22 protein-coding genes are annotated in these 21,445 nt (G+C 51.7%); 21 read left to right on the top strand and 1 reads right to left on the bottom strand.

The features are described 5' to 3' along the window. Positions 1-236: 236 nt before the first annotated feature. From queA to KNV97_RS15105, 6 genes are all read left to right on the top strand, one after another. Positions 237-1,289, top strand: coding sequence for a tRNA preQ1(34) S-adenosylmethionine ribosyltransferase-isomerase QueA (gene queA, locus KNV97_RS15130; protein ID WP_136483467.1), 1,053 nt, complete (start codon positions 237-239; stop codon positions 1,287-1,289). Between the two features lie 110 nt (positions 1,290-1,399). Beyond that, positions 1,400-2,539 carry a tRNA guanosine(34) transglycosylase Tgt gene (gene tgt / locus KNV97_RS15125; RefSeq protein WP_136483468.1) on the top strand — a complete coding sequence of 380 codons (1,140 nt, stop codon included), beginning with the start codon at positions 1,400-1,402 and terminating at the stop codon, positions 2,537-2,539. Positions 2,540-2,644: 105 nt separating this feature from the next. Continuing rightward, the gene (gene yajC, locus KNV97_RS15120) at positions 2,645-2,977 is read left to right on the top strand and encodes a preprotein translocase subunit YajC (RefSeq protein ID WP_136483469.1); all 333 of its coding nucleotides are present in this window, start codon (positions 2,645-2,647) and stop codon (positions 2,975-2,977) included. A 21-nt stretch (positions 2,978-2,998) separates the two neighbouring features. Further along, positions 2,999-4,852 (top strand): protein translocase subunit SecD, encoded by a 1,854-nt coding sequence (secD, locus tag KNV97_RS15115; protein WP_218562255.1) that lies wholly within the window; start codon positions 2,999-3,001, stop codon positions 4,850-4,852. Positions 4,853-4,866: 14 nt separating this feature from the next. Beyond that, positions 4,867-5,814: a protein translocase subunit SecF gene (secF, locus tag KNV97_RS15110; RefSeq protein WP_136483471.1), complete on the top strand. Its 948-nt coding sequence runs from the start codon at positions 4,867-4,869 to the stop codon at positions 5,812-5,814. Between the two features lie 111 nt (positions 5,815-5,925). Next, a complete protein-coding gene (locus tag KNV97_RS15105; protein WP_218562254.1) occupies positions 5,926-6,483 on the top strand; it encodes a cysteine hydrolase in 558 nt (185 codons plus the stop codon). Positions 6,484-6,656: 173 nt separating this feature from the next. On the opposite strand, the gene suhB is transcribed toward KNV97_RS15105, so the two are convergent. Next, a complete protein-coding gene (suhB, locus tag KNV97_RS15100; protein WP_136483473.1) occupies positions 6,657-7,460 on the bottom strand; it encodes an inositol-1-monophosphatase in 804 nt (267 codons plus the stop codon). Positions 7,461-7,640: 180 nt separating this feature from the next. Here suhB and trmJ point away from each other — a divergent pair, with 180 nt between their 5' ends. The 15 genes from trmJ to hisS all read left to right on the top strand — a co-directional run bounded on the left by trmJ (position 7,641) and on the right by hisS (position 21,414). Next, positions 7,641-8,372, top strand: a complete 732-nt coding sequence (gene trmJ / locus KNV97_RS15095) for a tRNA (cytosine(32)/uridine(32)-2'-O)-methyltransferase TrmJ (RefSeq protein ID WP_136483474.1) — start codon at positions 7,641-7,643, stop codon at positions 8,370-8,372. Positions 8,373-8,501: 129 nt separating this feature from the next. Continuing rightward, positions 8,502-9,023 (top strand): Fe-S cluster assembly transcriptional regulator IscR, encoded by a 522-nt coding sequence (gene iscR / locus KNV97_RS15090; RefSeq protein WP_136483475.1) that lies wholly within the window; start codon positions 8,502-8,504, stop codon positions 9,021-9,023. Positions 9,024-9,049: 26 nt separating this feature from the next. Beyond that, a complete protein-coding gene (locus KNV97_RS15085) occupies positions 9,050-10,264 on the top strand; it encodes an IscS subfamily cysteine desulfurase (protein WP_218562253.1) in 1,215 nt (404 codons plus the stop codon). 36 nt (positions 10,265-10,300) lie between these two features. Next, on the top strand, positions 10,301-10,684 hold the full coding sequence (iscU, locus tag KNV97_RS15080; protein WP_136483477.1) for a Fe-S cluster assembly scaffold IscU: 384 nt from the start codon (positions 10,301-10,303) through the stop codon (positions 10,682-10,684). Between the two features lie 59 nt (positions 10,685-10,743). Further along, positions 10,744-11,067 carry an iron-sulfur cluster assembly protein IscA gene (gene iscA, locus KNV97_RS15075; RefSeq protein WP_136483478.1) on the top strand — a complete coding sequence of 108 codons (324 nt, stop codon included), beginning with the start codon at positions 10,744-10,746 and terminating at the stop codon, positions 11,065-11,067. A 190-nt stretch (positions 11,068-11,257) separates the two neighbouring features. Continuing rightward, a complete protein-coding gene (gene hscB, locus KNV97_RS15070; protein ID WP_218562252.1) occupies positions 11,258-11,773 on the top strand; it encodes a co-chaperone HscB in 516 nt (171 codons plus the stop codon). Between the two features lie 21 nt (positions 11,774-11,794). Further along, positions 11,795-13,648, top strand: coding sequence for a Fe-S protein assembly chaperone HscA (gene hscA, locus KNV97_RS15065; RefSeq protein WP_218562251.1), 1,854 nt, complete (start codon positions 11,795-11,797; stop codon positions 13,646-13,648). A gap of 13 nt (positions 13,649-13,661) precedes the next feature. Beyond that, the gene (gene fdx / locus KNV97_RS15060; protein WP_136483481.1) at positions 13,662-14,000 is read left to right on the top strand and encodes an ISC system 2Fe-2S type ferredoxin; all 339 of its coding nucleotides are present in this window, start codon (positions 13,662-13,664) and stop codon (positions 13,998-14,000) included. Positions 14,001-14,065: 65 nt separating this feature from the next. Continuing rightward, entirely contained in the window at positions 14,066-14,260 is a 195-nt protein-coding gene (gene iscX, locus KNV97_RS15055; protein ID WP_136483482.1) for a Fe-S cluster assembly protein IscX, read from the top strand. 188 nt (positions 14,261-14,448) lie between these two features. Beyond that, the gene (gene pepB, locus KNV97_RS15050; RefSeq protein ID WP_136483483.1) at positions 14,449-15,741 is read left to right on the top strand and encodes an aminopeptidase PepB; all 1,293 of its coding nucleotides are present in this window, start codon (positions 14,449-14,451) and stop codon (positions 15,739-15,741) included. A 133-nt stretch (positions 15,742-15,874) separates the two neighbouring features. Further along, a complete protein-coding gene (ndk, locus tag KNV97_RS15045) occupies positions 15,875-16,306 on the top strand; it encodes a nucleoside-diphosphate kinase (protein ID WP_136483484.1) in 432 nt (143 codons plus the stop codon). 292 nt (positions 16,307-16,598) lie between these two features. Then, a complete protein-coding gene (locus tag KNV97_RS15040) occupies positions 16,599-17,720 on the top strand; it encodes a bifunctional tRNA (adenosine(37)-C2)-methyltransferase TrmG/ribosomal RNA large subunit methyltransferase RlmN (RefSeq protein WP_218562250.1) in 1,122 nt (373 codons plus the stop codon). A gap of 328 nt (positions 17,721-18,048) precedes the next feature. Then, positions 18,049-18,993: a cytoskeleton protein RodZ gene (gene rodZ / locus KNV97_RS15035; protein WP_218562249.1), complete on the top strand. Its 945-nt coding sequence runs from the start codon at positions 18,049-18,051 to the stop codon at positions 18,991-18,993. An 8-nt stretch (positions 18,994-19,001) separates the two neighbouring features. Continuing rightward, positions 19,002-20,120, top strand: coding sequence for a flavodoxin-dependent (E)-4-hydroxy-3-methylbut-2-enyl-diphosphate synthase (gene ispG / locus KNV97_RS15030; protein WP_136483487.1), 1,119 nt, complete (start codon positions 19,002-19,004; stop codon positions 20,118-20,120). A gap of 25 nt (positions 20,121-20,145) precedes the next feature. Next, positions 20,146-21,414, top strand: a complete 1,269-nt coding sequence (hisS, locus tag KNV97_RS15025) for a histidine--tRNA ligase (RefSeq protein ID WP_136483488.1) — start codon at positions 20,146-20,148, stop codon at positions 21,412-21,414. The last annotated feature ends 31 nt before the right edge of the window (positions 21,415-21,445 follow it).

Below are 21,445 nucleotides of genomic sequence, written 5' to 3'. Positions count from 1 at the left end.
TCAGTCGGTTTTTGTTATCTGTTGCAGCGGACGAGAAAGGCAAGTGTCATGTTTGATTACAATCGGGCGCTTTTCAAATCAGGTTGCTATCCGGCACAATCAGCGCAGGCAAAAACTGCAAACCCGCACACGCAAATGTCGATGAATCTCTCATCTTGAGGTATACTGCCGCGCCGCGAATTAAACCGTCGCACCCATCCGATAATGGCGAAAGCCGAGAGAATCAACAGAAAGTCATGCAAGTTTCAGATTTTGATTTTGAACTACCGGACGAGCTGATTGCTCGCTATCCGATGGCGGAACGTACCGCCAGCCGTCTGCTGCAGCTAGATGGTAACTCCGGTGAGCTGGTTGATGGCACTTTTAAAGACGTGCTCAACTGTGTGCAACCGGGCGATTTATTAGTTTTCAACAACACCCGGGTGATTCCGGCGCGTATGTTTGGCCGCAAAGCCTCCGGCGGTAAGCTGGAAGTGCTGGTGGAGCGTATGCTCGATGAGCACTCGATTCTGGCCCACGTACGTTGCTCGAAACCGCCCAAACCAGGCACTGAACTGTATCTGGGCGAAAACGACGAGTTTCATGCGGTGATGGAAGCGCGTCACGATGCGCTGTTTGAGATTCGTTTCACTGCCGACACTGTGGTGCTGGACATTCTTAACCAGATTGGTCATATGCCGCTGCCGCCTTATATCGACCGTCCGGATGAGGATGCCGACAAAGAGCGCTACCAGACGGTGTACAACCAGAAGCCGGGTGCGGTCGCCGCGCCGACGGCTGGTCTGCACTTTGACCAGGCGCTGCTTGAACAAATTGCGGCTAAAGGTGTTGAACTGGCTTACGTTACGCTGCACGTCGGTGCAGGTACCTTCCAGCCGGTGCGGGTTGAGAATATCAACGATCACCACATGCACGCCGAATATGTGGAAGTACCGCAGGAAGTGGTGGATGCCATTGCTGCGACCAAAGCACGTGGCGGGCGCATCATTGCTGTCGGTACCACGTCAGTACGTTCACTGGAGAGTGCGGCGCAGGATGCACTGAAAAACGGTACTGAGCTGGTGCCGTTCTTTGGCGATACCGAGATCTTTATCTACCCCGGTTATGAATACCAACTGGTGGATTGTCTGATCACCAATTTCCATCTGCCGGAATCGACCCTCATCATGTTGGTGAGTGCGTTTGCCGGTTACGAGCACACCATGGCAGCCTACCAGCATGCCGTGCAGCAGCAGTATCGCTTCTTTAGTTATGGTGATGCGATGTTTATTGGTAAGCGTACGGCATAAATCAGCCACAGCGCAAAAACGCAATAAACCTTATTTAATCTATCGTCGTCAGGACTCTTATCCGGGCGATGTAAATCCGTCAGACTGTTTCTCTGACATTTGGAGGCTTTGTGAAGTTAAAGTTCGAACTGAAAAAAACTAATGGCACCGCTCGTCGTGGTCAACTGACCTTTGAGCGTGGCACAGTACAAACTCCGGCATTTATGCCCGTGGGCACTTACGGTACGGTTAAAGGCATGACACCGGAAGAAGTGGCGGCGACGGGGGCAGAAATTCTGCTGGGCAACACTTTCCACCTGTGGCTGCGCCCGGGTCAGGAAGTGATGAAAATGCACGGAGATTTGCACGATTTCATGAACTGGCAAGGTCCGATCCTGACTGACTCAGGCGGCTTCCAGGTATTCAGCCTGGGTGACATCCGTAAGATCACCGAAGAAGGGGTGCATTTCCGTAACCCGGTCAACGGCGACAAGATCTTTATGGATGCGGAAAAATCGATGGAAATCCAGAAAGACCTGGGTTCGGACATCGTGATGATTTTCGACGAGTGTACGCCATACCCGGCGACCCACGATGAAGCGAAAAAATCGATGGAAATGTCACTGCGCTGGGCTCAGCGTTCACGTGATCACTTCGATAAACTGGAAAACACCAACTCACTGTTCGGCATTGTGCAGGGCGGTGTGTATGAAGATCTGCGTGATGTGTCGGTAAAAGGCCTGACCGAGATCGGGTTTGACGGTTATGCGGTCGGCGGCCTGGCCGTTGGTGAACCAAAAGAAGACATGCACCGCGTACTGGAGCATACCTGTCCGCAACTGCCGGAAGATAAGCCACGTTACCTGATGGGCGTGGGTAAACCGGAAGACCTGGTGGAAGGCGTGCGCCGCGGCATCGACATGTTTGACTGCGTGATGCCAACCCGTAACGCGCGCAACGGTCACCTGTTTGTGACTGGCGGTGTGATTAAGATCCGTAATGCATCACATAAAACGGATACATCACCGCTTGATCCGCACTGTGACTGTTACACTTGCAAAAATTATTCAAAATCGTACCTGCACCACCTGGATCGTTGTAACGAAATCCTGGGTGCACGTCTGAATACTATCCATAACCTGCGTTATTACCAACGCCTGATGGAGAGCATTCGCAGTGCGATTGAAGAAGATCGCTTTGAGCAGTTTGTCACTGAGTTTTACGCCCGTCGTAACCGCGAAGTGCCACCACTGCAGACAGAAAAAGCGTGATTTCGTGCGCCAGGTTAGATTTATACGCTGAATAGCTTGAATTTAATCTGGCGCAGCCCAATAAAATCCACAATTAGACAACAATAACTTAGAGGACGTTTCTCAATGAGTTTAATTTCTGTAGCACATGCAGCAGGTGAAGGTTCCCCACAAGGTGGTGGTTTTGAAATGCTGATCATGCTTGGCATGTTCGCGGTGATCTTCTACTTCATGATCTACCGCCCACAATCAAAGCGCGTAAAAGAGCATAAGAACCTGATGGCATCCATGTCAAAAGGTGATGAAGTTCTGACCAGCGGTGGCCTGGTGGGTAAAATCACTAAGATCGCGGAAGACAACGATTACGTATCGATTGAACTGAACGCAAACAATGAAGTTGTGATCAAAAAAGACTTCGTTACTGCAGTGCTGCCTAAAGGTACGCTGAAATCTCTATAAAACAGCTAGAGGATCCTCGCTGTGTTAAACCGTTATCCATTGTGGAAGTACCTGATGGTAGTCTTTGCTATTGCCATCTCCGCATTATACGCACTTCCAAATATCTACGGTGAAGATCCGGCTATTCAAGTTACAGGGGCGCGTGGCGCCTCTGTAGATATGTCAACGCTGGATGCTGTCACTCAAGCGCTCGATGCAGCGCATCTCTCTCATCAATCCATTGCTCTCGAAAATGGATCTATTCTGGTTCGATTTAAAGACACCGATACTCAAATTAGTGCCCGCGACGTCATTGGCGAAGCGCTGGGCAGTGATAAGATCGTAGCGTTAAACCTGGCCCCGGCAACCCCTGGTTGGCTGGAGTCTATCGGTGCGGCGCCAATGAAGCTGGGTCTTGACCTGCGTGGTGGTGTGCACTTTCTGATGGAAGTGGACATGGACGCTGCGATGGAAAAGCTGGTCGGCCAACAGGAAGAAGCGTTCCGTAGCGAGCTGCGCGAAGAGAAAATTCGTTATCGCGCGATTCGTCCTCAGTCCGACTCGGTGGAAATTATCCTGCGCAGTGCTGAACAGGTCGATGAAGCCCGTCGTGTCCTGACGCCTTTACATCGCGATATGACGTTTGTCTCTTCTGATGCGGAAGGGGATTACACTCTGACGGCAACCTTTACGGAAACGCGTCTGCAGGAAATCCGTAATTACGCCGTAGAACAGAACATCACTATTTTACGTAACCGGGTGAACGAACTGGGTGTGGCTGAGCCACTGGTTCAGCGTCAGGGTGCAACGCGCATCGTGGTTGAACTGCCGGGTGTTCAGGACACGGCACGTGCCAAAGAAATCCTCGGTGCTACGGCGACGCTGGAATTCCGCGAAGTCGACGATAGTGTTGATCTGTCAGCGGCGGCTGCAGGGCGTGTACCACCGGGCAGTGAGGTGAAAACCGATCGTTCAGGTCGTCCGGTTGTGCTGAAAAAACGTGTCATTCTGGGTGGTTCAAGCATCACGGATGCAAGCTCCAGCGCAGATGAATACGGCCGTCCTCAGGTGAACATTTCACTCGATAGTGAAGGCGGCAGCAAGATGGCGGCGTTCTCTAAGAAGAACATCGGTAAGCTGATGGCGACCGTGTTTGCCGAGTACAAAGACAGCGGTAAGAAGACGCCGGAAGGCAAAGTTATCCTGACTAAGCATGAAGAAGTCATCAACCAGGCAACCATTCAGTCTGCCCTGGGCCGTAACTTCCGCATCACAGGTATCGACTCGGTCTCTGAAGCGCATAACCTGGCGCTGCTGCTGCGTGCCGGTGCGCTGATCGCGCCTATCTCTATCGTTGAAGAACGGACTATTGGTCCGTCAATGGGTCAGCAGAACATCGATATGGGTATTCAGGCCTGTATCTGGGGTATGGTCGCGGTCATGCTGTTTACGCTGCTTTACTACCGTAAGTTTGGTCTGATTGCCAACATGGCGCTGGCGGCTAACCTGGTGCTGATCATCGGTATTATGTCGATGATTCCGGGTGCAACCATGACGCTGCCGGGTATTGCCGGTATCGTTCTGACCGTCGGTATGGCCGTGGACGCCAACGTACTGATCTTTGAACGTATTCGTGAAGAGTTGCGCGACGGACGTAATCCGCAGCAGGCGATTCACCAAGGTTACGCTAACGCGTTCAGTACCATTGCGGATGCCAACATCACCACGTTGATCACAGCCATCATTCTGTTTGCTGTGGGTACCGGTGCGATCAAAGGTTTCGCGGTGACACTGTCAATCGGTATTCTGACCTCCATGTTTACAGCCATCATCGGCACGCGTTGTATCGTCAACCTGGCGTACGGCGGTAAACGCATCAAGAAACTGTCGATCTGAGGCCGGGAAGTATTATGTTTCAATTAATGAAAGCAGACCATACGATCGGCTTTATGCGCTGGTCGAAAGTGACGTTTGTGTTTTCACTGCTGATGATCGGTGCATCGATCTTCACTCTGTCGACCAAGTGGCTTAACTGGGGCCTCGACTTCACCGGCGGAACGCTGATTGAAGTGGGCTTTGAGCAGCCGGCTAACCTGGAGCAGATCCGTACTTCACTTGAAGCGAAAGGCTTTGGTGATGCCACGGTGCAGAACTTCGGTTCAGCGCGTGAGGTGATGGTTCGTCTGCGTCCGCGTGACAACGTTGCCGGTGAAACTCTGGGTAACCAGATCATCGATGCCATCAAGCAGGGCACGGGTGAAAACGTTGAAATGCGTCGTATCGAGTTTGTCGGCCCGAACGTGGGGGATGAACTGACCGAAGCGGGCGGCCTGGCGATTCTGGTCTCGCTGATCTGTATCCTGATTTACGTATCGATGCGTTTTGAATGGCGTCTGGCGGCAGGTGCAGTACTGGCACTGGCACACGACGTTATCATTACCCTGGGCGTGTTCTCTGTGATGCAGATTGAAGTGGACCTGACTATCGTTGCGGCGCTGCTGACCGTGGTCGGTTACTCACTCAACGATACCATAGTGGTGTTTGACCGTATTCGTGAGAACTTCCGTAAACTGCGTAAAGGCGAGCCACCTGAAGTCATGGATATCTCGATTACCCAGACTTTGAGCCGTACTCTGATTACTTCAGGTACTACGCTGTTTGTGGTGATTGCGCTGTTCGTACAGGGCGGTGCCAATATCCACGGTTTTGCGACTGCACTGCTGCTGGGTATCACAGTCGGTACTTACTCGTCGATTTATGTGGCTTCAGCCCTGGCGCTGAAACTGGGTATAACCCGTGAGCACCTCATGCCACCCCAAGTGGAAAAAGAGGGCGCTGACCTGGACGAGCTGCCATAACATTACGAAAGCCACTGACAAGTCAGTGGCTTTTTTCTTTTCAGGCCTGCAAATTGGCCGCGCCGGGGCGAAAAATCGCCCGGCGGATAGATAACCAGAATAGGAGAGATCATGGCTATCACTCAAATTGATAACAAGACTGCGCTGATCGTGATTGATTTACAACACGGCATTGTTGCGCTGCCACCGCAGCAGACCGTTCCGGGTGTCCTGGAGAACGCAGCGCAGCTGATCAGTGCTTTTCATCAGCATCAGCAACCTGTGGTATTGGTCAATGTAGCCGGTGCAGCGCCGGGACGCGTGGACCGCGGCCTGGGGTCACATGGTTCGCTGCCGGATAACTGGAGCACGCTGGTGGATGAACTGCCACGGCATAGTGATGAGATTCTGATCACCAAGCAGAATTGGGGCGCGCTGATCAATACTGAACTGCATCAGCAGCTGCAGGCTCTGGGGGTGACTCAGGTGGTGGTGATCGGTATTGCCACCAGCATCGGGGTTGAATCGACCGCGCGTCAGGCGTTTGAGCTCGGTTATAACGTCACTCTGTGCAGCGATGCCATGACCGACCTTAATCTCGATAACCACGCACACAGCATTGCCGCGGTGTTCCCCATGTTGGGTGAAGTGGGCACAACGCAGGATCTGCTCAACGTTCTCAACCGCTGAGAGTGATTGTGCGAGGCTTAATGGTTATATTCATTTGATAGCATTAGCCTGAAACGAAAAAGCCCCGGCAGTGCCGGGGCTTTGTTATTTGTCTTGCCTGAACCACCGCGTGCGGTATTCAGTTTTTACAGTAGTCCAGTTTTCACAGCCGTCAGCGCGGGCTGACCAGCGCCTTATTTCAGGATAGCGCTGTTGCCGTTTTCACGGATGTGCTTAAGAATCGCTTTTACACCACGTGGGCTTGAACCAACGATGTTGCCTGATTTCATGTAATCAGTACCGCCGGCAAAGTCAGTCAGGATTGCGCCAGCTTCACGGGCGATCAGTTCACCGGCTGCCATGTCCCAAGGTTTCAGGCCCAGCTCGAAGTAACCGTCAACACGGTTAGCCGCCAGGTAACACAGATCCAGTGCTGCAGAGCCGGTACGACGGAAGTCTGCACACTCAACGAACAGAGCTGACAGGATTTTCAGGTACGATTCTGAGTGCTGTTTCTGTTTGAACGGGAAGCCAGTTGCCAGGATAGTACCTTGCAGATCTTTCACTGGTTGGACGCGGATACGCGCGTTGTTCAGTTGTGCGCCTGAACCGCGTTGTGCGGTAAACAGTTCGTTCTGCATTGGGTCATAAACACAAGCAACTTCAGTTTTACCTTTAAAACGCACGGCGATAGATACCGCGAAGTGAGGTAAACCTTTCATGAAGTTAGTGGTGCCATCCAGTGGGTCGATGATCCATTGTACGTCTTTATCTTTACCTTCGATAAGACCGCCTTCTTCGGCAACGATGCAGTGCTCCGGGTAAGAGCTTTGAATAGTCGCAATGATGATTGCTTCTGCTTCTTTGTCTACGTTAGTAACAAAGTCGTTCGTGCCTTTCTGAGTTGATTCGATTTTCTCAGCATTTTCTAGAGATTTGGCAATATGGTTGCCTGCTTTTCGCGCTGCGCGAATAGCAATGTTTAGCATAGGATGCATACGGTTTTCCCAACGGATGTTAAAGAACGAAAAAGCGGGCGGCAGTATACCAAAACTCTACCAAAAGGGAAGTGGTTATTTTTTGTGCGCTTAACGGTCGGGGGCGGGAAAGGGTCTGACCATTTTACTCAGGTTTATGTTAAGATTCGGGCGCGCTAATTTTAGGGGTGTAATAACGCAATGTTAGACAATGTTAAGGTGGTTTTAGTCGGAACGTCGCATTCTGGCAATATCGGTTCCGCAGCTCGTGCTATGAAAGTCATGGGGCTAAAGCAAATGGTACTGGTGGATCCGCAATGTGAAGTCGATGCTCAGGCCATCGCACTGGCCGCCGGTGCCAGTGATATTGCTCTCAACGCGCAGATTGTGACTACGCTGGAGCAGGCGGTGGATGACTGCGGCCTGGTGGTGGGCACCAGTGCGCGCTCGCGTACGCTGGAATGGCCGATGCTCGACCCGCGTGAGTGTGGCGAAAAATTCGCCCAGGAAGGCCTGCATCACAAAGTTGCGATCGTATTTGGTCGTGAACGGACTGGCCTGACCAACGAAGAGCTGCAAAAGTGCCATTATCACGTCGCGATTCCGGCCAACCCGGAGTACAGCTCGCTCAACCTGGCCATGGCAGTACAGACGCTGTGCTACGAGATCCGCGTTGCGTATCTTAACCAGCAGCAGGCGCAGTTTGCACCGGCATCGGAAGTGGAATACCCACGTCATCACCAGCTGGAAATGTTCTACAGCCACCTTGAAAAGGTGTTGCTGGAGACCCAGTTCATCTCTGCGGACAAACCGGGTCAGGTGATGAACAAGTTGCGTCGCTTGTTTAGCCGTGCGCGACCTGAGGAGCAGGAACTGAATATATTGCGTGGTATATTAACGGCAGTTGAGAAAAATCAGCGCGATAATCAGTAACGGCTGACATTCTTGACCATGTCAATGGTAGGGGTAAATACCCGAGTAATTTAGTCAAATAAATACTTGACCATATTGGTCAGGTATGGAACACTCCTAACCACAGAAACAATGTGGATACGGTGTGATATGAGACTTACATCTAAAGGAAGATATGCAGTAACAGCCATGTTAGATGTGGCTCTGCATTCGCAACAGAACCCAGTGCCACTGGCGGACATTTCAGAACGTCAGGGTATTTCGCTTTCCTACTTAGAACAGCTGTTTTCTAAGCTGCGTAAAGCAGGCTTGGTGGCCAGTGTACGCGGACCTGGTGGCGGTTACCGCCTCGGCGCGAATGCCAGCACGATTTCAATCGGTACTGTGATTGCAGCGGTTGATGAATCCGTGGATGCAACCAAGTGTAACGGCAAAGGTGATTGCCAGGGTGGAACCCGTTGTTTGACCCACACATTGTGGCGTGACCTAAGCTCACGCATCAGCGACTTCCTCAACAACATCACTCTGGGTGAGTTGATGATTGATAACGAAGTTTTAGAGATTTCAGACCGCCAGGATATTGGTCTCGCGGTTAACCAAGGGTTGTCCCAGAAGAAATCAAATACCGTCACTATCGGTGCGGCACCCGTTGGTATTAACGTTCGCTCATAGCGGCAATGTTTACATTGGAGTAAAAAATGAAACTGCCTATTTATTTAGACTATTCAGCAACAACACCTGTAGACCCACGTGTTGCTGAAAAGATGGTTCAGTGCATGACGATGGACGGTAACTTCGGTAACCCGGCATCGCGCTCTCACCGTTATGGCTGGCAGGCAGAAGAAGTGGTAGATGCCGCACGTGAGCAAATTGCCGATCTTCTGAATGCAGACCCGCGTGAAATCGTATTCACGTCTGGTGCGACTGAATCTGACAACCTGGCGATTAAAGGTGCTGCCCACTTCTATAGCAAGAAAGGCAAGCACATCATCACCTGCAAAACTGAGCACAAAGCGGTACTCGATACCACTCGTCAGCTTGAGCGTGAAGGCTTTGAAGTGACTTACTTTGAGCCTGAGTCAAATGGTCTGATCGACCTGGCTAAGCTGGAAGCTGCGATGCGTGATGACACCGTTCTGGTTTCTATCATGCACGTGAACAACGAAATCGGTGTTATCCAGGATATCGCCGCGATTGGTGAACTGTGCCGTGCACGTAAAATCGTGTTCCACGTTGACGCAGCCCAGTCAGCAGGCAAACTGCCTATCGATGTTCAGGAAGTGAAAGCGGACCTGATTTCTCTGTCTGCACACAAAATCTACGGCCCGAAAGGTATCGGTGCTCTGTACGTGCGTCGTAAGCCGCGTATCCGTCTCGAAGCGCAAATGCACGGCGGCGGTCACGAGCGTGGTTTCCGTTCAGGTACTCTGGCTACTCACCAGATCGTAGGTATGGGCGAAGCGTTCCACATCGCTAAGCTAGACATGCAGAAAGATTACGATCACGCTCTGGCACTGCGTAACCGCATGCTGGATGGCCTGAAAGATATGGAAGCCGTGACCATCAACGGTGACCTGGAACAGCGTGTTCCGCACAACCTCAACATCAGCTTTGCGTTTGTTGAAGGTGAATCACTGCTGATGGCGCTGAAAGACATCGCCGTCTCTTCAGGCAGTGCGTGTACATCAGCCAGTCTGGAACCATCGTACGTACTGCGTGCGCTGGGTCTGAACGACGAACTGGCTCACAGCTCAATTCGTTTCTCATTCGGTCGTTTTACGACGGAAGAAGAAGTAGACTACGCAGTCGAACTGATTCGTGTAGCAGTCAACAAACTACGCGACATGTCTCCTCTATGGGATATGTATAAAGAGGGTGTGGACCTGAGTACCGTTGAATGGGCTCACCACTAATCGTTCCAGGGATATAGAGGATTTGAGGTAACTATCATGGCATACAGCGAAAAAGTAATTGATCACTACGAGAACCCACGTAACGTTGGTTCATTTGACAAAGAAGACCCATCAATCGGCAGCGGCATGGTTGGTGCTCCGGCTTGTGGCGACGTAATGCGTCTGCAAATCAAAGTATCACCGGAAGGCATCATCGAAGATGCAAAATTCAAAACCTACGGTTGCGGTAGTGCTATCGCGTCCAGCTCACTGGTAACAGAGTGGGTTAAAGGTAAATCTATCGATGAAGCGGCTGCTATCAAGAACGCTGAAATCGCAGAAGAACTGGAATTGCCACCAGTGAAAGTTCACTGTTCAATTCTGGCAGAAGACGCGATCAAAGCCGCCGTTGCGGATTACAAGAAAAAACACGATCAGTAATTTATGTGGGAGCAGAGTGCTGCTCCCCCCTTTATTCATTGACAGTCAAAGGTTGTAACATGGCCATTACCCTAACAGAAACCGCAGCAAACCGAGTGAGATCCTTCCTTGACAATCGTGGCAAGGGCATTGGATTACGTTTGGGCGTAAAAACGACGGGCTGCTCTGGTATGGCTTACGTGTTGGAGTTCGTTGACGAACTCAACGAGGGAGATGAGGTGTTCGAAGATCACGGTGTGAAAGTGATCATCGATGCGAAGAGCCTGGTTTACCTCGACGGCACTCAGCTTGATTACAAGAAAGAAGGGTTAAACGAAGGCTTTGAATTTGACAACCCAAATTCGAAAAGTGAATGTGGTTGCGGTGAAAGCTTCAACGTTTAACGGTTGTCTCCCGGTGAGTTGAGTCATTGTCTGATGATGACGTTCGTTGACTGGCCAGGTGTGATGTCGATAGCATCCCCCAAGCCCTGAGCGCATCATCTGTTACTGACTGGTTCTGACCGGGGCATCATATCGGTGTTTTGGCGGACGTTGAGTACGGCCAGAGCCCGACCATAGGGACCGGTTTTACATGAATTACTTTGAATTATTTGGGCTACCAACTCAGTTTGATCTGGATGGTAGCCTTCTTTCTTCTCAGTTTCGCGAGTTGCAAAGACGTTTCCACCCGGATAACTTTGCCACCGCCTCTGAGCGCGACCGTCTGATGGCGGTACAGAAAGCGGCGCAGATTAATGACGCCCATCAAGTGTTAAAAAGCCCAATTAACCGCGCCGAATACCTGTTGTCACTCAACGGGGTAGAGTTACGTGGCGAGCAGCAGACGCTGCAGGATCCGATGTTCCTGATGGAACAGATGGAGCTGCGTGAGGAACTGGAAGCGGTTGAACACAGCGCGAACCCGGAAAGTGCCCTGTTTGATTTCGATGCGAAAGTGAGCCGCATGTACAAACAGCATTTAGCTCAGGTAGAACAGGAGCTGAATAAGATGCAATGGGATGTCGCTGCTGACACCGTTCGTAAGCTCAAATTTATTGCCAAATTAAAAAATGAAATAGAACGAGTCGAAGACAAACTGCTCGGCTAATTCAAATAAAAGGACCCATCCATGGCATTACTTCAGATTGCAGAACCCGGCCAAAGCTCAGCCCCGCACCAGCACAAGCTGGCGGCTGGCATTGACCTGGGAACCACCAACTCGCTGGTTGCTTCGGTTCGAAGTGGGACAGCGTCTACCTTGGTCGACCAGCAGGGCAGAAGCATTCTGCCATCCGTAGTCAACTACGCTGGCGACGAGATTTCTGTGGGTTACGACGCACGAGATAAAGCGCAGGCAGATCCGCAAAACACCATTATTTCGGTGAAACGTCTGCTGGGCCGTTCATTACAGGATATCCAGCAGCGTTACCGCAACCTGCCATACCACTTCAAAGCCAGTGACAATGGCTTACCTGTGATGCAAACTGCACGCGGTGACAAAAACCCGATTCAGGTTTCTGCTGATATTCTGAAAGCGTTAGGCCAGCGCGCCGAGCACACCCTGGGTGGTGAACTGGCGGGCGTGGTGATCACCGTCCCGGCGTATTTTGATGATGCGCAGCGTGTCGGCACCAAAGATGCCGCCAGCCTGGCGGGTCTGCATGTCCTGCGCCTGCTCAATGAACCAACCGCTGCGGCGATTGCCTACGGCCTGGACTCGGGTCAGGAAGGTGTGATCGCGGTTTACGACCTCGGTGGTGGTACCTTTGATATTTCCATTCTGCGCCTGTCGAAAGGGGTGTTTGAAGTGCTGGCGACTGGCGGTGATTCTGCGCTGGGCGGCGATGACTTTGACCACCTGATTGCTGAGCACCTGCAACAACTGAGTGGCCAGACCGGTAAGCTGTGCGCAGAACATTACCGTAGTCTGCTGAATGCTGCGACCGCGGCGAAAATTGCCCTGACCGACAGCGCAGAGACCGAAGTATCGGTACTGGGCTGGAGCGGTACCTTGAGCCGCGAGACTCTGAATGAACTGATTCAGCCACTGGTGAAAAAGACCCTGCTGTCTTGCCGCCGCGCATTGAAAGATGCGGATGTCAGCGCTGAGGAAGTGCTGGAAGTGGTAATGGTCGGCGGTTCAACCCGCACGCCTTATGTGCGTGACATGGTGGGCGAATTCTTTGGCCGTACCCCGCTGACCAGCATCAACCCGGATGAAGTGGTCGCGATTGGCGCGGCGATTCAGGCCGATATCCTGGCTGGTAACAAGCCGGATTCAGAAATGCTGCTGCTGGATGTGATTCCGCTGTCGCTCGGTATTGAAACCATGGGCGGCCTGGTGGAGAAAATCATTCCGCGTAACACCACGATCCCTGTCGCCCGCGCGCAGGAATTTACCACCTTCAAAGACGGCCAGACCGCAATGAGCGTGCACGTGGTGCAGGGTGAACGTGAACTGGTCGACGATTGTCGTTCTCTGGCGCGTTTCTCGCTGAAAGGCATTCCGCCGATGGCGGCCGGCGCGGCACACATTCGCGTCACCTACCAGGTCGATGCCGATGGCCTGCTGTCGGTGACGGCGATGGAAAAAAGTACTGGCGTGCACTCCGAAATTCAGGTCAAACCGTCTTACGGTCTGAGCGATAATGAAGTGGCGGACATGCTGAAAGATTCGATGGCCCATGCCAAAGATGACATGCAGGCCCGTGCTCTGGTTGAGCAACGTGTTGAAGCAGACCGCGTGATTGAAGGTCTGATTTCGGCGCTGCAGGCAGACGGTGATGACCTGCTCAATGAGCAAGAGCGTCAGGCACTGCTGCAGGCAATTGAAAGCCTGATTGAACTGCGCAATGGCGATAATGCTGATGCGATTGAGCAGGGAATTAAAGATACCGACAAAGCCAGTCAGGAGTTTGCCTCTCGTCGTATGGATAAATCCATCCGCGCGGCACTGGCCGGTCATTCTGTTGACGAGATTTAAAGAGATTATAACCATGCCAAAGATTATTGTTTTGCCTCATGAATCCCTTTGTCCTGAAGGCGCAGTATTAGAAGCGCAACCAGGAGAAACCATTCTGGATGTGGCACTAAAAAACGGTATCAGTATTGACCACGCGTGTGAGAAATCATGTGCGTGTACCACTTGCCACTGTATTGTTCGTGAAGGTTTTGATTCACTGGAAGAGAGTGACGAGCTGGAAGATGATATGCTGGATAAAGCATGGGGTCTGGAGCCGGAATCTCGTCTGAGCTGTCAGGCTCGGGTTGCGGATGAAGACCTGGTGGTCGAGATTCCTAAGTACTCGCTCAACCACGCCAGCGAAGATCATTAATTCTATTCATTTAATCAGCCCTGCTTCCTCACGGATGCGGGGCGTTTTATCCTAGGAGCGATGCTATGAAATGGACCGACTCACGCGATATCGCGATTGAACTGTGCGACCTGTATCCGGACATTGATCCGCAGACAGTACGCTTTACTGACTTGCATCAGTGGATTCTGGATCTGGAAGATTTTGATGATGAGCCTAACCACTCAAATGAAAAGATTCTCGAAGCAGTAATCCTGTGCTGGATGGATGAGCGCGATTAAGCTTAAGCCTTGAACCTGGCAACCACGAGTTTGGAAATAAAGCCAAGTTAACAGTTTTGAGCAAAAGAAACGGGCCAAATGGTCCGTTTTTTTATCAATTTGACATTTTTACCTGACAAAATGCTAACATCCGAACGTTCATTATTCGACGTGGCCAAGCAATGCCACGATAAAGACAAGGAGTAACCATGTCTACACAGATGTCTGTATTTATTAGCCAAGAATCTGCCCAGCCTCAGTGGGGAGAGAAGGCGCTTATTTCGTTTTCTGAACAGGGTGCAACCATTCACCTCGATCAAACCCATGATCTGGGCGCTATTCAACGTGCCGCGCGTAAACTCGATAGTCAGGGACTGCGTGCGTTACTGCTCGACGGTGAAGGCTGGACTCTGGAAGCTATCTGGGCGTTTTACCAGGGCTACCGTGATGCCAAGCGCAAGAATACGCTGGAGTGGAACGCTCTGGCCGCTGCAGAAGAGAATGAACTGCAGGCGCGCATCAAAACCTCTGACTGGACGCGCGACATCATCAACAAAAGTGCCGAAGAAGTGGCACCGCGTCAACTGGCCACGATGGCGGCTGAATTCATTAAATCGCTGGCGCCTGATGCGGTCTCTTACCGCATCGTGAAAGATAAAGATCTGCTCACCGAGGGTTGGGAAGGTATTTACGCGGTTGGTCGCGGCTCAGAGCGTACCTCTGCGATGCTGCAACTCGACTTTAACCCGACCGGTGATGAAAACGCCCCCGTGTTCGCGTGTCTGGTCGGTAAAGGCATTACTTTCGACTCAGGTGGTTACAGCCTGAAGCCATCGAACTTCATGACCGCGATGAAATCGGATATGGGGGGTTCTGCGACTGTAACCGGCGCGCTCGGTCTGGCGATTCTGCGTGGTTTCAATAAGCGGGTTAAACTGATCCTGTGCTGCGCGGAAAACATGGTTTCCGGCCGCGCGCTGAAACTGGGCGATGTGATCACCTACAAAAACGGTAAAACCGTTGAGATCATGAACACTGATGCTGAAGGTCGCCTGGTGCTGGCGGATGGTCTGATCTACGCGTCAGAGCAGAAACCAGAGCTGATTATTGATTGTGCGACCCTGACCGGCGCGGCGAAAAACGCGCTGGGTAACGATTACCACGCGTTGCTGAGCTTTGACGACCAGTTGTCGCACAACGCGCTGATGGCCGCGAAAGAAGAGCACGAAGGTCTGTGGCCACTGCCACTGGCCGATTTCCACCGTGAGATGCTGCCATCGAACTTTGCTGATCTGTCGAACATCAGCTCAGGTGATTATTCACCGGGTGCCAGCACAGCAGCAGCCTTCCTGTCGTACTTTGTCGATAACTACAAGCAGGGATGGCTGCACGTCGATTGCGCGGCGACTTACCGCAAGTCAGCCAGCGATAAATGGGGCGCAGGCGCAACCGGTACGGGTATCCGTACTGTCGCACGCATCCTGATGGATGAAGCCAAGTAAACCCATCCCGTCACACAGGGCAGCCTGAGTTGCCCTGATGGCCGCTCTCAGGGGCCAAATGCCGGCATGCCACCGGTATGCGGAGTGAGAGGGCGGTAAATAACTAAAATAGTCAATAAAGGACATCTATCTTATGGCTCTTGAAAGAACATTTTCGATTATTAAGCCTGACGCAGTAGAACGTAATCTGATCGGCGAAATTTACCACCGCATTGAAAAAGCGGGTCTGCGCATTATCGCGGCCAAAATGGTGCAGTTGAATGATGAACAGGCAAGCGGTTTCTATGCTGAGCACGAAGGCAAAGAGTTCTTCGCGCCATTGAAAGAGTTCATGACGTCTGGTCCTATCATGGTTCAGGTACTGGAAGGCGAAAATGCGATTGCCCGTTACCGTGAGCTGATGGGGAAAACCAACCCGGAGCAGGCGGCTTGTGGCACACTGCGTGCTGACTACGCGATTAGCATGCGTCTCAACTCAGTGCACGGCAGCGATAGCCCGGAATCGGCAGCGCGTGAAATCGAGTTTTTCTTTCCGCAATCTGAAATTTGCCCACGCAGTAAATAAGCAAAGAAGCAAATTTGTCATTGATTGACACCTAGCAAGTCAGTGATGGACACTTAGTAAGTCAGTTGCAATTGACCGGTTGAAAGCTCTCTGCGGAGGGCTTTTTTTGTCTTTGCGGTGCGCTCAGTACGGGTTTCAGCCAGTGTGAGCCAGTTCAAAGTTTGTCTGGTTAAAATTTAATCATTGTTTTATTAATGTCTTAGTAAAGTCATGGTTTTTCAACTCTTGTTGTCACTGCGTAAAGGCTGTACAATTCGCGCCCTTAATTCTTGTTCCATCTCTGAGAGGCCACATGAGCACAGAAAAAGTCAATCTGCTCGATTTTGATCGCAAAGGCATGCGCGAATTTTTCGTTGAAGAACTGGGCGACAAAGCATTCCGCGCTGAGCAGGTTATGAAGTGGATCTATCACTTTGGCTGTGATGACTTCGATAAGATGACCAACTTGAACAAGAAACTGCGTGAGCAGCTCAAAGAGCGCTGTGAAATTCGTGCACCGTATGTATCGGAAGCGCAGCACTCGAGTGACGGCACGATCAAATGGGCGATGCGTGTTGGCGATCAGGACGTCGAAACCGTGTACATCCCGGAAGACGACCGCGCGACTTTGTGTGTATCGTCTCAGGTCGGTTGTGCTCTGGAATGCAAATTCTGCTCAACGGCGCAGCAAGGTTTTAACCGTAACCTGCGGGTATCAGAGATCATCGGTCAGGTGTGGCGTGCTGCACGTGAAATTGGCATGGAAAAAGAGACCGGCCGTCGTCCTATCACCAACGTAGTGATGATGGGTATGGGGGAGCCGCTGCTGAACATGAAAAACCTGATCCCAGCGCTGGAACTTATGCTCGATGATCTGGGTTTTGGCCTGTCGAAGCGCCGTGTGACCGTATCAACTTCTGGCGTGGTGTCTGGCTTGGATCAAATGACCGGCAACATCGACGTGGCATTGGCTATCTCGCTGCACGCGCCAAACGACAAACTGCGCAGTGAAATCATGCCGATCAATGATCGCTGGGACATCCAGGACTTCCTGGCGTCTGTGCGTCGCTACATCGCCTCGTCCAACGCGAACCGCGGTAAAGTGACGGTGGAGTATGTTCTGCTGGACCACGTCAACGATGGCACAGAGCATGCGCATGAGCTGGCACAGCTGATGAAAGATACGCCGTGCAAGGTCAACCTGATCCCGTTTAACCCGTATCCGGGTTCGCCGTACAAAAAACCGAGCAACTCGCGCATTGACCGTTTCCAGAAAGTGTTGATGGAATACGATATCACTGTGACGGTACGTAAAACCCGTGGCGATGACATCGATGCGGCATGTGGTCAGTTGGTCGGTGATGTGATTGACCGTACCAAGCGGACTAAGCTCAAACAAAGCGCGGAAAATGCCATTCCGGTTAAAACGCTTTAATACAGATAGTTACAATAAAGCCAGAGTTCTCTCTGGCTTTATTGTTTTTGGTGTCAGGGCAGGGCAACAGCAGGCTGGGCGGGGCTTTCTGTGTCAATTTAACGAAAAACCTTGAGCTGTCTGTAATTTCTTTCCCAATTGCATGTTGTTTACCGCCTATTATCTATTAGAATGATTCTCTATTATCAAAGTCTGGACAAAAGACTGATAAAATAACACCAATACATTCCTGTTGTTGAAACTCACAACCTGACGGCTACTAACAATCAATAATAAAAGCGCGCGGGACAGTGGATTTGAGCACAAAAACACGAGATTGACATTGCGGATGAACACAGAACAAGACAACCTCACACCAAGCACGCCACACGTACAACCAGGAACACTTCTTAAGCAAAAGCGCGAAGCTCTGGGCTTAACGCAAAAGCAGGTCGCGGATCGTCTGCGACTGCGCATCACCATTATCCAGAATCTGGAAGACAATAATTTTAAGTCCGACCTGGTGGCGACATTTACCCGCGGTTACCTGCGCTCCTACGCCAAAGCCGTTGGCTTATCAGAAAGCGAAATCGTGGATGCTTTCGAAGCGATGGAAGGGCTGCAACCTCAAGAGCAGACCATGCAAAGCTTTTCTAAAAAGACCAAGCGTGACAAGCACGATAGCCGTATCATGACCATTACCTGGATCATCCTGCTGGTGATCATTGGTATGTCTTCTCTGTGGTGGTGGCAAAATAACGAGCAGGATACCTTGAAGCCGGACAGCGCTGCTGATGCGGTGTCTGCCGTGGTGGAAAGCACCGTGGCAGGCAACAGCGATGAGATGCAGCCGGATTTTGCGACCATCAACGGTGTGGATGATGAGATCTCTGCTGCACAAGACAGCGATGCTGCAGAAATGGTTGCGGACACCGATATGGCTGAAGAGCCGCAACCAGTCGCAGATGAGCAAGTTGCTTCTGAACAAGTTGCTTCTGAACAAGTTGTTTCTGAACAAGCGATGCCTGAAGAGTCCGCCACGACTGAACAGGCCGTGGCTAATCTGCTGACCCTGAACTTTACTGCCGATTGCTGGATTCAGGTCAAAGACGCAAGCGGTAAAACCCTGTCAACCGGCATTAAAAAAGCCGGCCAGACGCTGAATCTGCGTGGTGAAAAGCCGTTGCAAGTGATTCTTGGTGCTCCGGAAGGCGTGTCAGTGACATTTGCGAGTGAACCTGTCGACCTTTCTGGGTATACTTCAGGCAAAGTAGCACGATTCACCTTACCTTAGACATTACTATGCAACACGAGTCTCCTATCAAACGTCGCCCATCGACACGCATTTACGTGGGTAACGTGCCTATTGGCGACGGCGCGCCTATCGCCGTACAATCCATGACCAACACCCGCACCACAGATGTGGCTGCGACGGTTGCACAAATCAAGGCGTTGGAAAATGTGGGAGCCGACATTGTGCGTGTCTCGGTTCCGACCATGGACGCGGCGGAAGCGTTCCGTCAGATTAAACAACAGGTATCGGTGCCTTTGGTGGCCGATATTCACTTCGACTACCGTATCGCGCTTAAAGTGGCGGAGTACGGTGTTGACTGTCTGCGCATCAACCCGGGCAATATCGGTAACGAAGGTCGTATCCGCTCCGTGGTGGATTGTGCGCGCGACAAAGGCATTCCTATCCGTATCGGTGTCAACGGTGGTTCTCTGGAAAAAGATATCCAGATGAAATACGGCGAACCAACGCCTGAAGCGCTGGTTGAATCGGCGATGCGTCATGTTGATATTCTTGATCGTCTTAACTTCGACCAGTTCAAAGTCAGTGTTAAAGCCTCGGATGTGTTCCTGGCCGTCGACTCTTACCGCCTGCTGGCGAAGAAGATCGACCAGCCGCTGCACCTGGGGATTACCGAAGCGGGCGGTGCCCGTGCTGGCGCAGTGAAATCATCGGTCGGTCTTGGCATGCTGCTGGCGGAAGGCATTGGTGACACGCTGCGTATCTCGCTCGCCGCTGATCCGGTGGAAGAGATCAAAGTCGGTTTTGATATCCTCAAATCGCTGCGTATCCGCTCGCGGGGAATCAACTTTATCGCCTGCCCAAGCTGCTCACGTCAGGAGTTTGATGTGATCGGGACTGTCAACGCGCTCGAGCAGCGCCTGGAAGACGTGCTGACCCCGATGGATGTGTCTATCATCGGCTGTGTGGTCAACGGTCCGGGTGAGGCGGAGGTGTCGCATTTAGGTCTGGCAGGCAGCAACAAGAAAAGTGCGTTTTACGAAGATGGCGTGCGTCAGAAAGAGCGTTTTGACAACGATGATCTGGTTGATCGTCTGGAAGCCAAAATTCGCGCTAAAGCCGCTGTGTTAGATGCAAACAACCGCATCGACGTGAAACAACAAGATTAATCTCAACGATATACGGTAATTTACTGTGGCAAAGACTATTCAAGCAATCCGAGGCATGAACGACTGCCTCCCTTCTCAGTCTCCGCTTTGGCAAAAAGTGGAAGGCATCGTGAAAAACGTGATCAGCGCATACGGTTACAACGAAGTGCGCATGCCAATCGTTGAGATGACCCATCTGTTCAGCCGCGCTATCGGTGAAGTCACCGACGTGGTGGAAAAAGAGATGTACACCTTCGAAGACCGCAATGGCGACAGCCTGTCGCTGCGTCCTGAGGGGACTGCGGGCTGTGTTCGTTCAGGTATCGAAAACGGTCTGCTTTACAACCAGGAACAGCGTCTGTGGTACATGGGTCCGATGTTCCGTCACGAGCGTCCGCAGAAAGGCCGTTACCGTCAGTTCCACCAGTGTGGGGTTGAGGTATTTGGTCTGGATGGTCCGGATGTGGATGCGGAACTGATCATGATGACTGCACGCATGTGGCGCGATATGGGCATCTCCAAGTATGTGCGTCTGGAGCTGAACTCAATCGGTTCTCTGGAAGCACGCGCGGAATACCGCAGTGCGCTGATTGAATACCTTGAGCAGTATCAGGATGTGCTGGACGATGATTGTAAACGTCGCATGTACACCAACCCGCTGCGTGTGCTGGACTCTAAAAATCCGGATGTTCAGGCAATTCTGGGTGAAGCGCCTAAGCTGTCTGATTTCCTGGATGCTGAATCAAAACAACATTTTGCCGGTTTGTGTGAACTTCTCGACGCGGCGGGTATCGAATACACCGTTAATGAGCGTTTAGTACGTGGTCTGGATTACTACAACCGTACTGTATTTGAATGGATCACTGAAAGCCTGGGTTCCCAGGGCACAGTTTGTGGCGGTGGTCGTTACGACGGTCTGGTTGAGCAGTTGGGCGGTAAAGCAACGCCGGCAGTCGGTTTCGCCATGGGCCTTGAGCGTCTGGTTCTGATGATGGAAACCCTGGAACTGAACGAAGTGCGTCGCAATGTCGATGTGTACATGGTGACCGCGGGTGAAGGTACCCTGACTGCGGGCATGCAGCTGGCTGAGCAGTTACGTGAGACGGTTCCTGGCCTGCGTGTGATGACTCACTTTGGTGGCGGCAACTTTAAGAAACAGTTCAAACGTGCAGACAAAGTCGGCGCGGCAGTCGCTCTGGTACTGGGTGAAAACGAAGTGGCAGACGGTACTGTGGTACTGAAAGATCTGGCCGGTGGCGAACAGGAAACCGTATCGCAAACCGAGATCGCAGCCAAACTGGCGCACCTCGTCTAAACGCTAATTTTTGAGATTTCATACTAAGAGG

It is taken from the genome of Vibrio ostreae, assembly GCF_019226825.1.
GTDB classification, from domain to species: Bacteria; Pseudomonadota; Gammaproteobacteria; order Enterobacterales; family Vibrionaceae; genus Vibrio; species Vibrio ostreae.
Note: the sequence above shows the minus strand (reverse complement) of the source record. Positions and strands in the feature narration are given on the sequence as shown.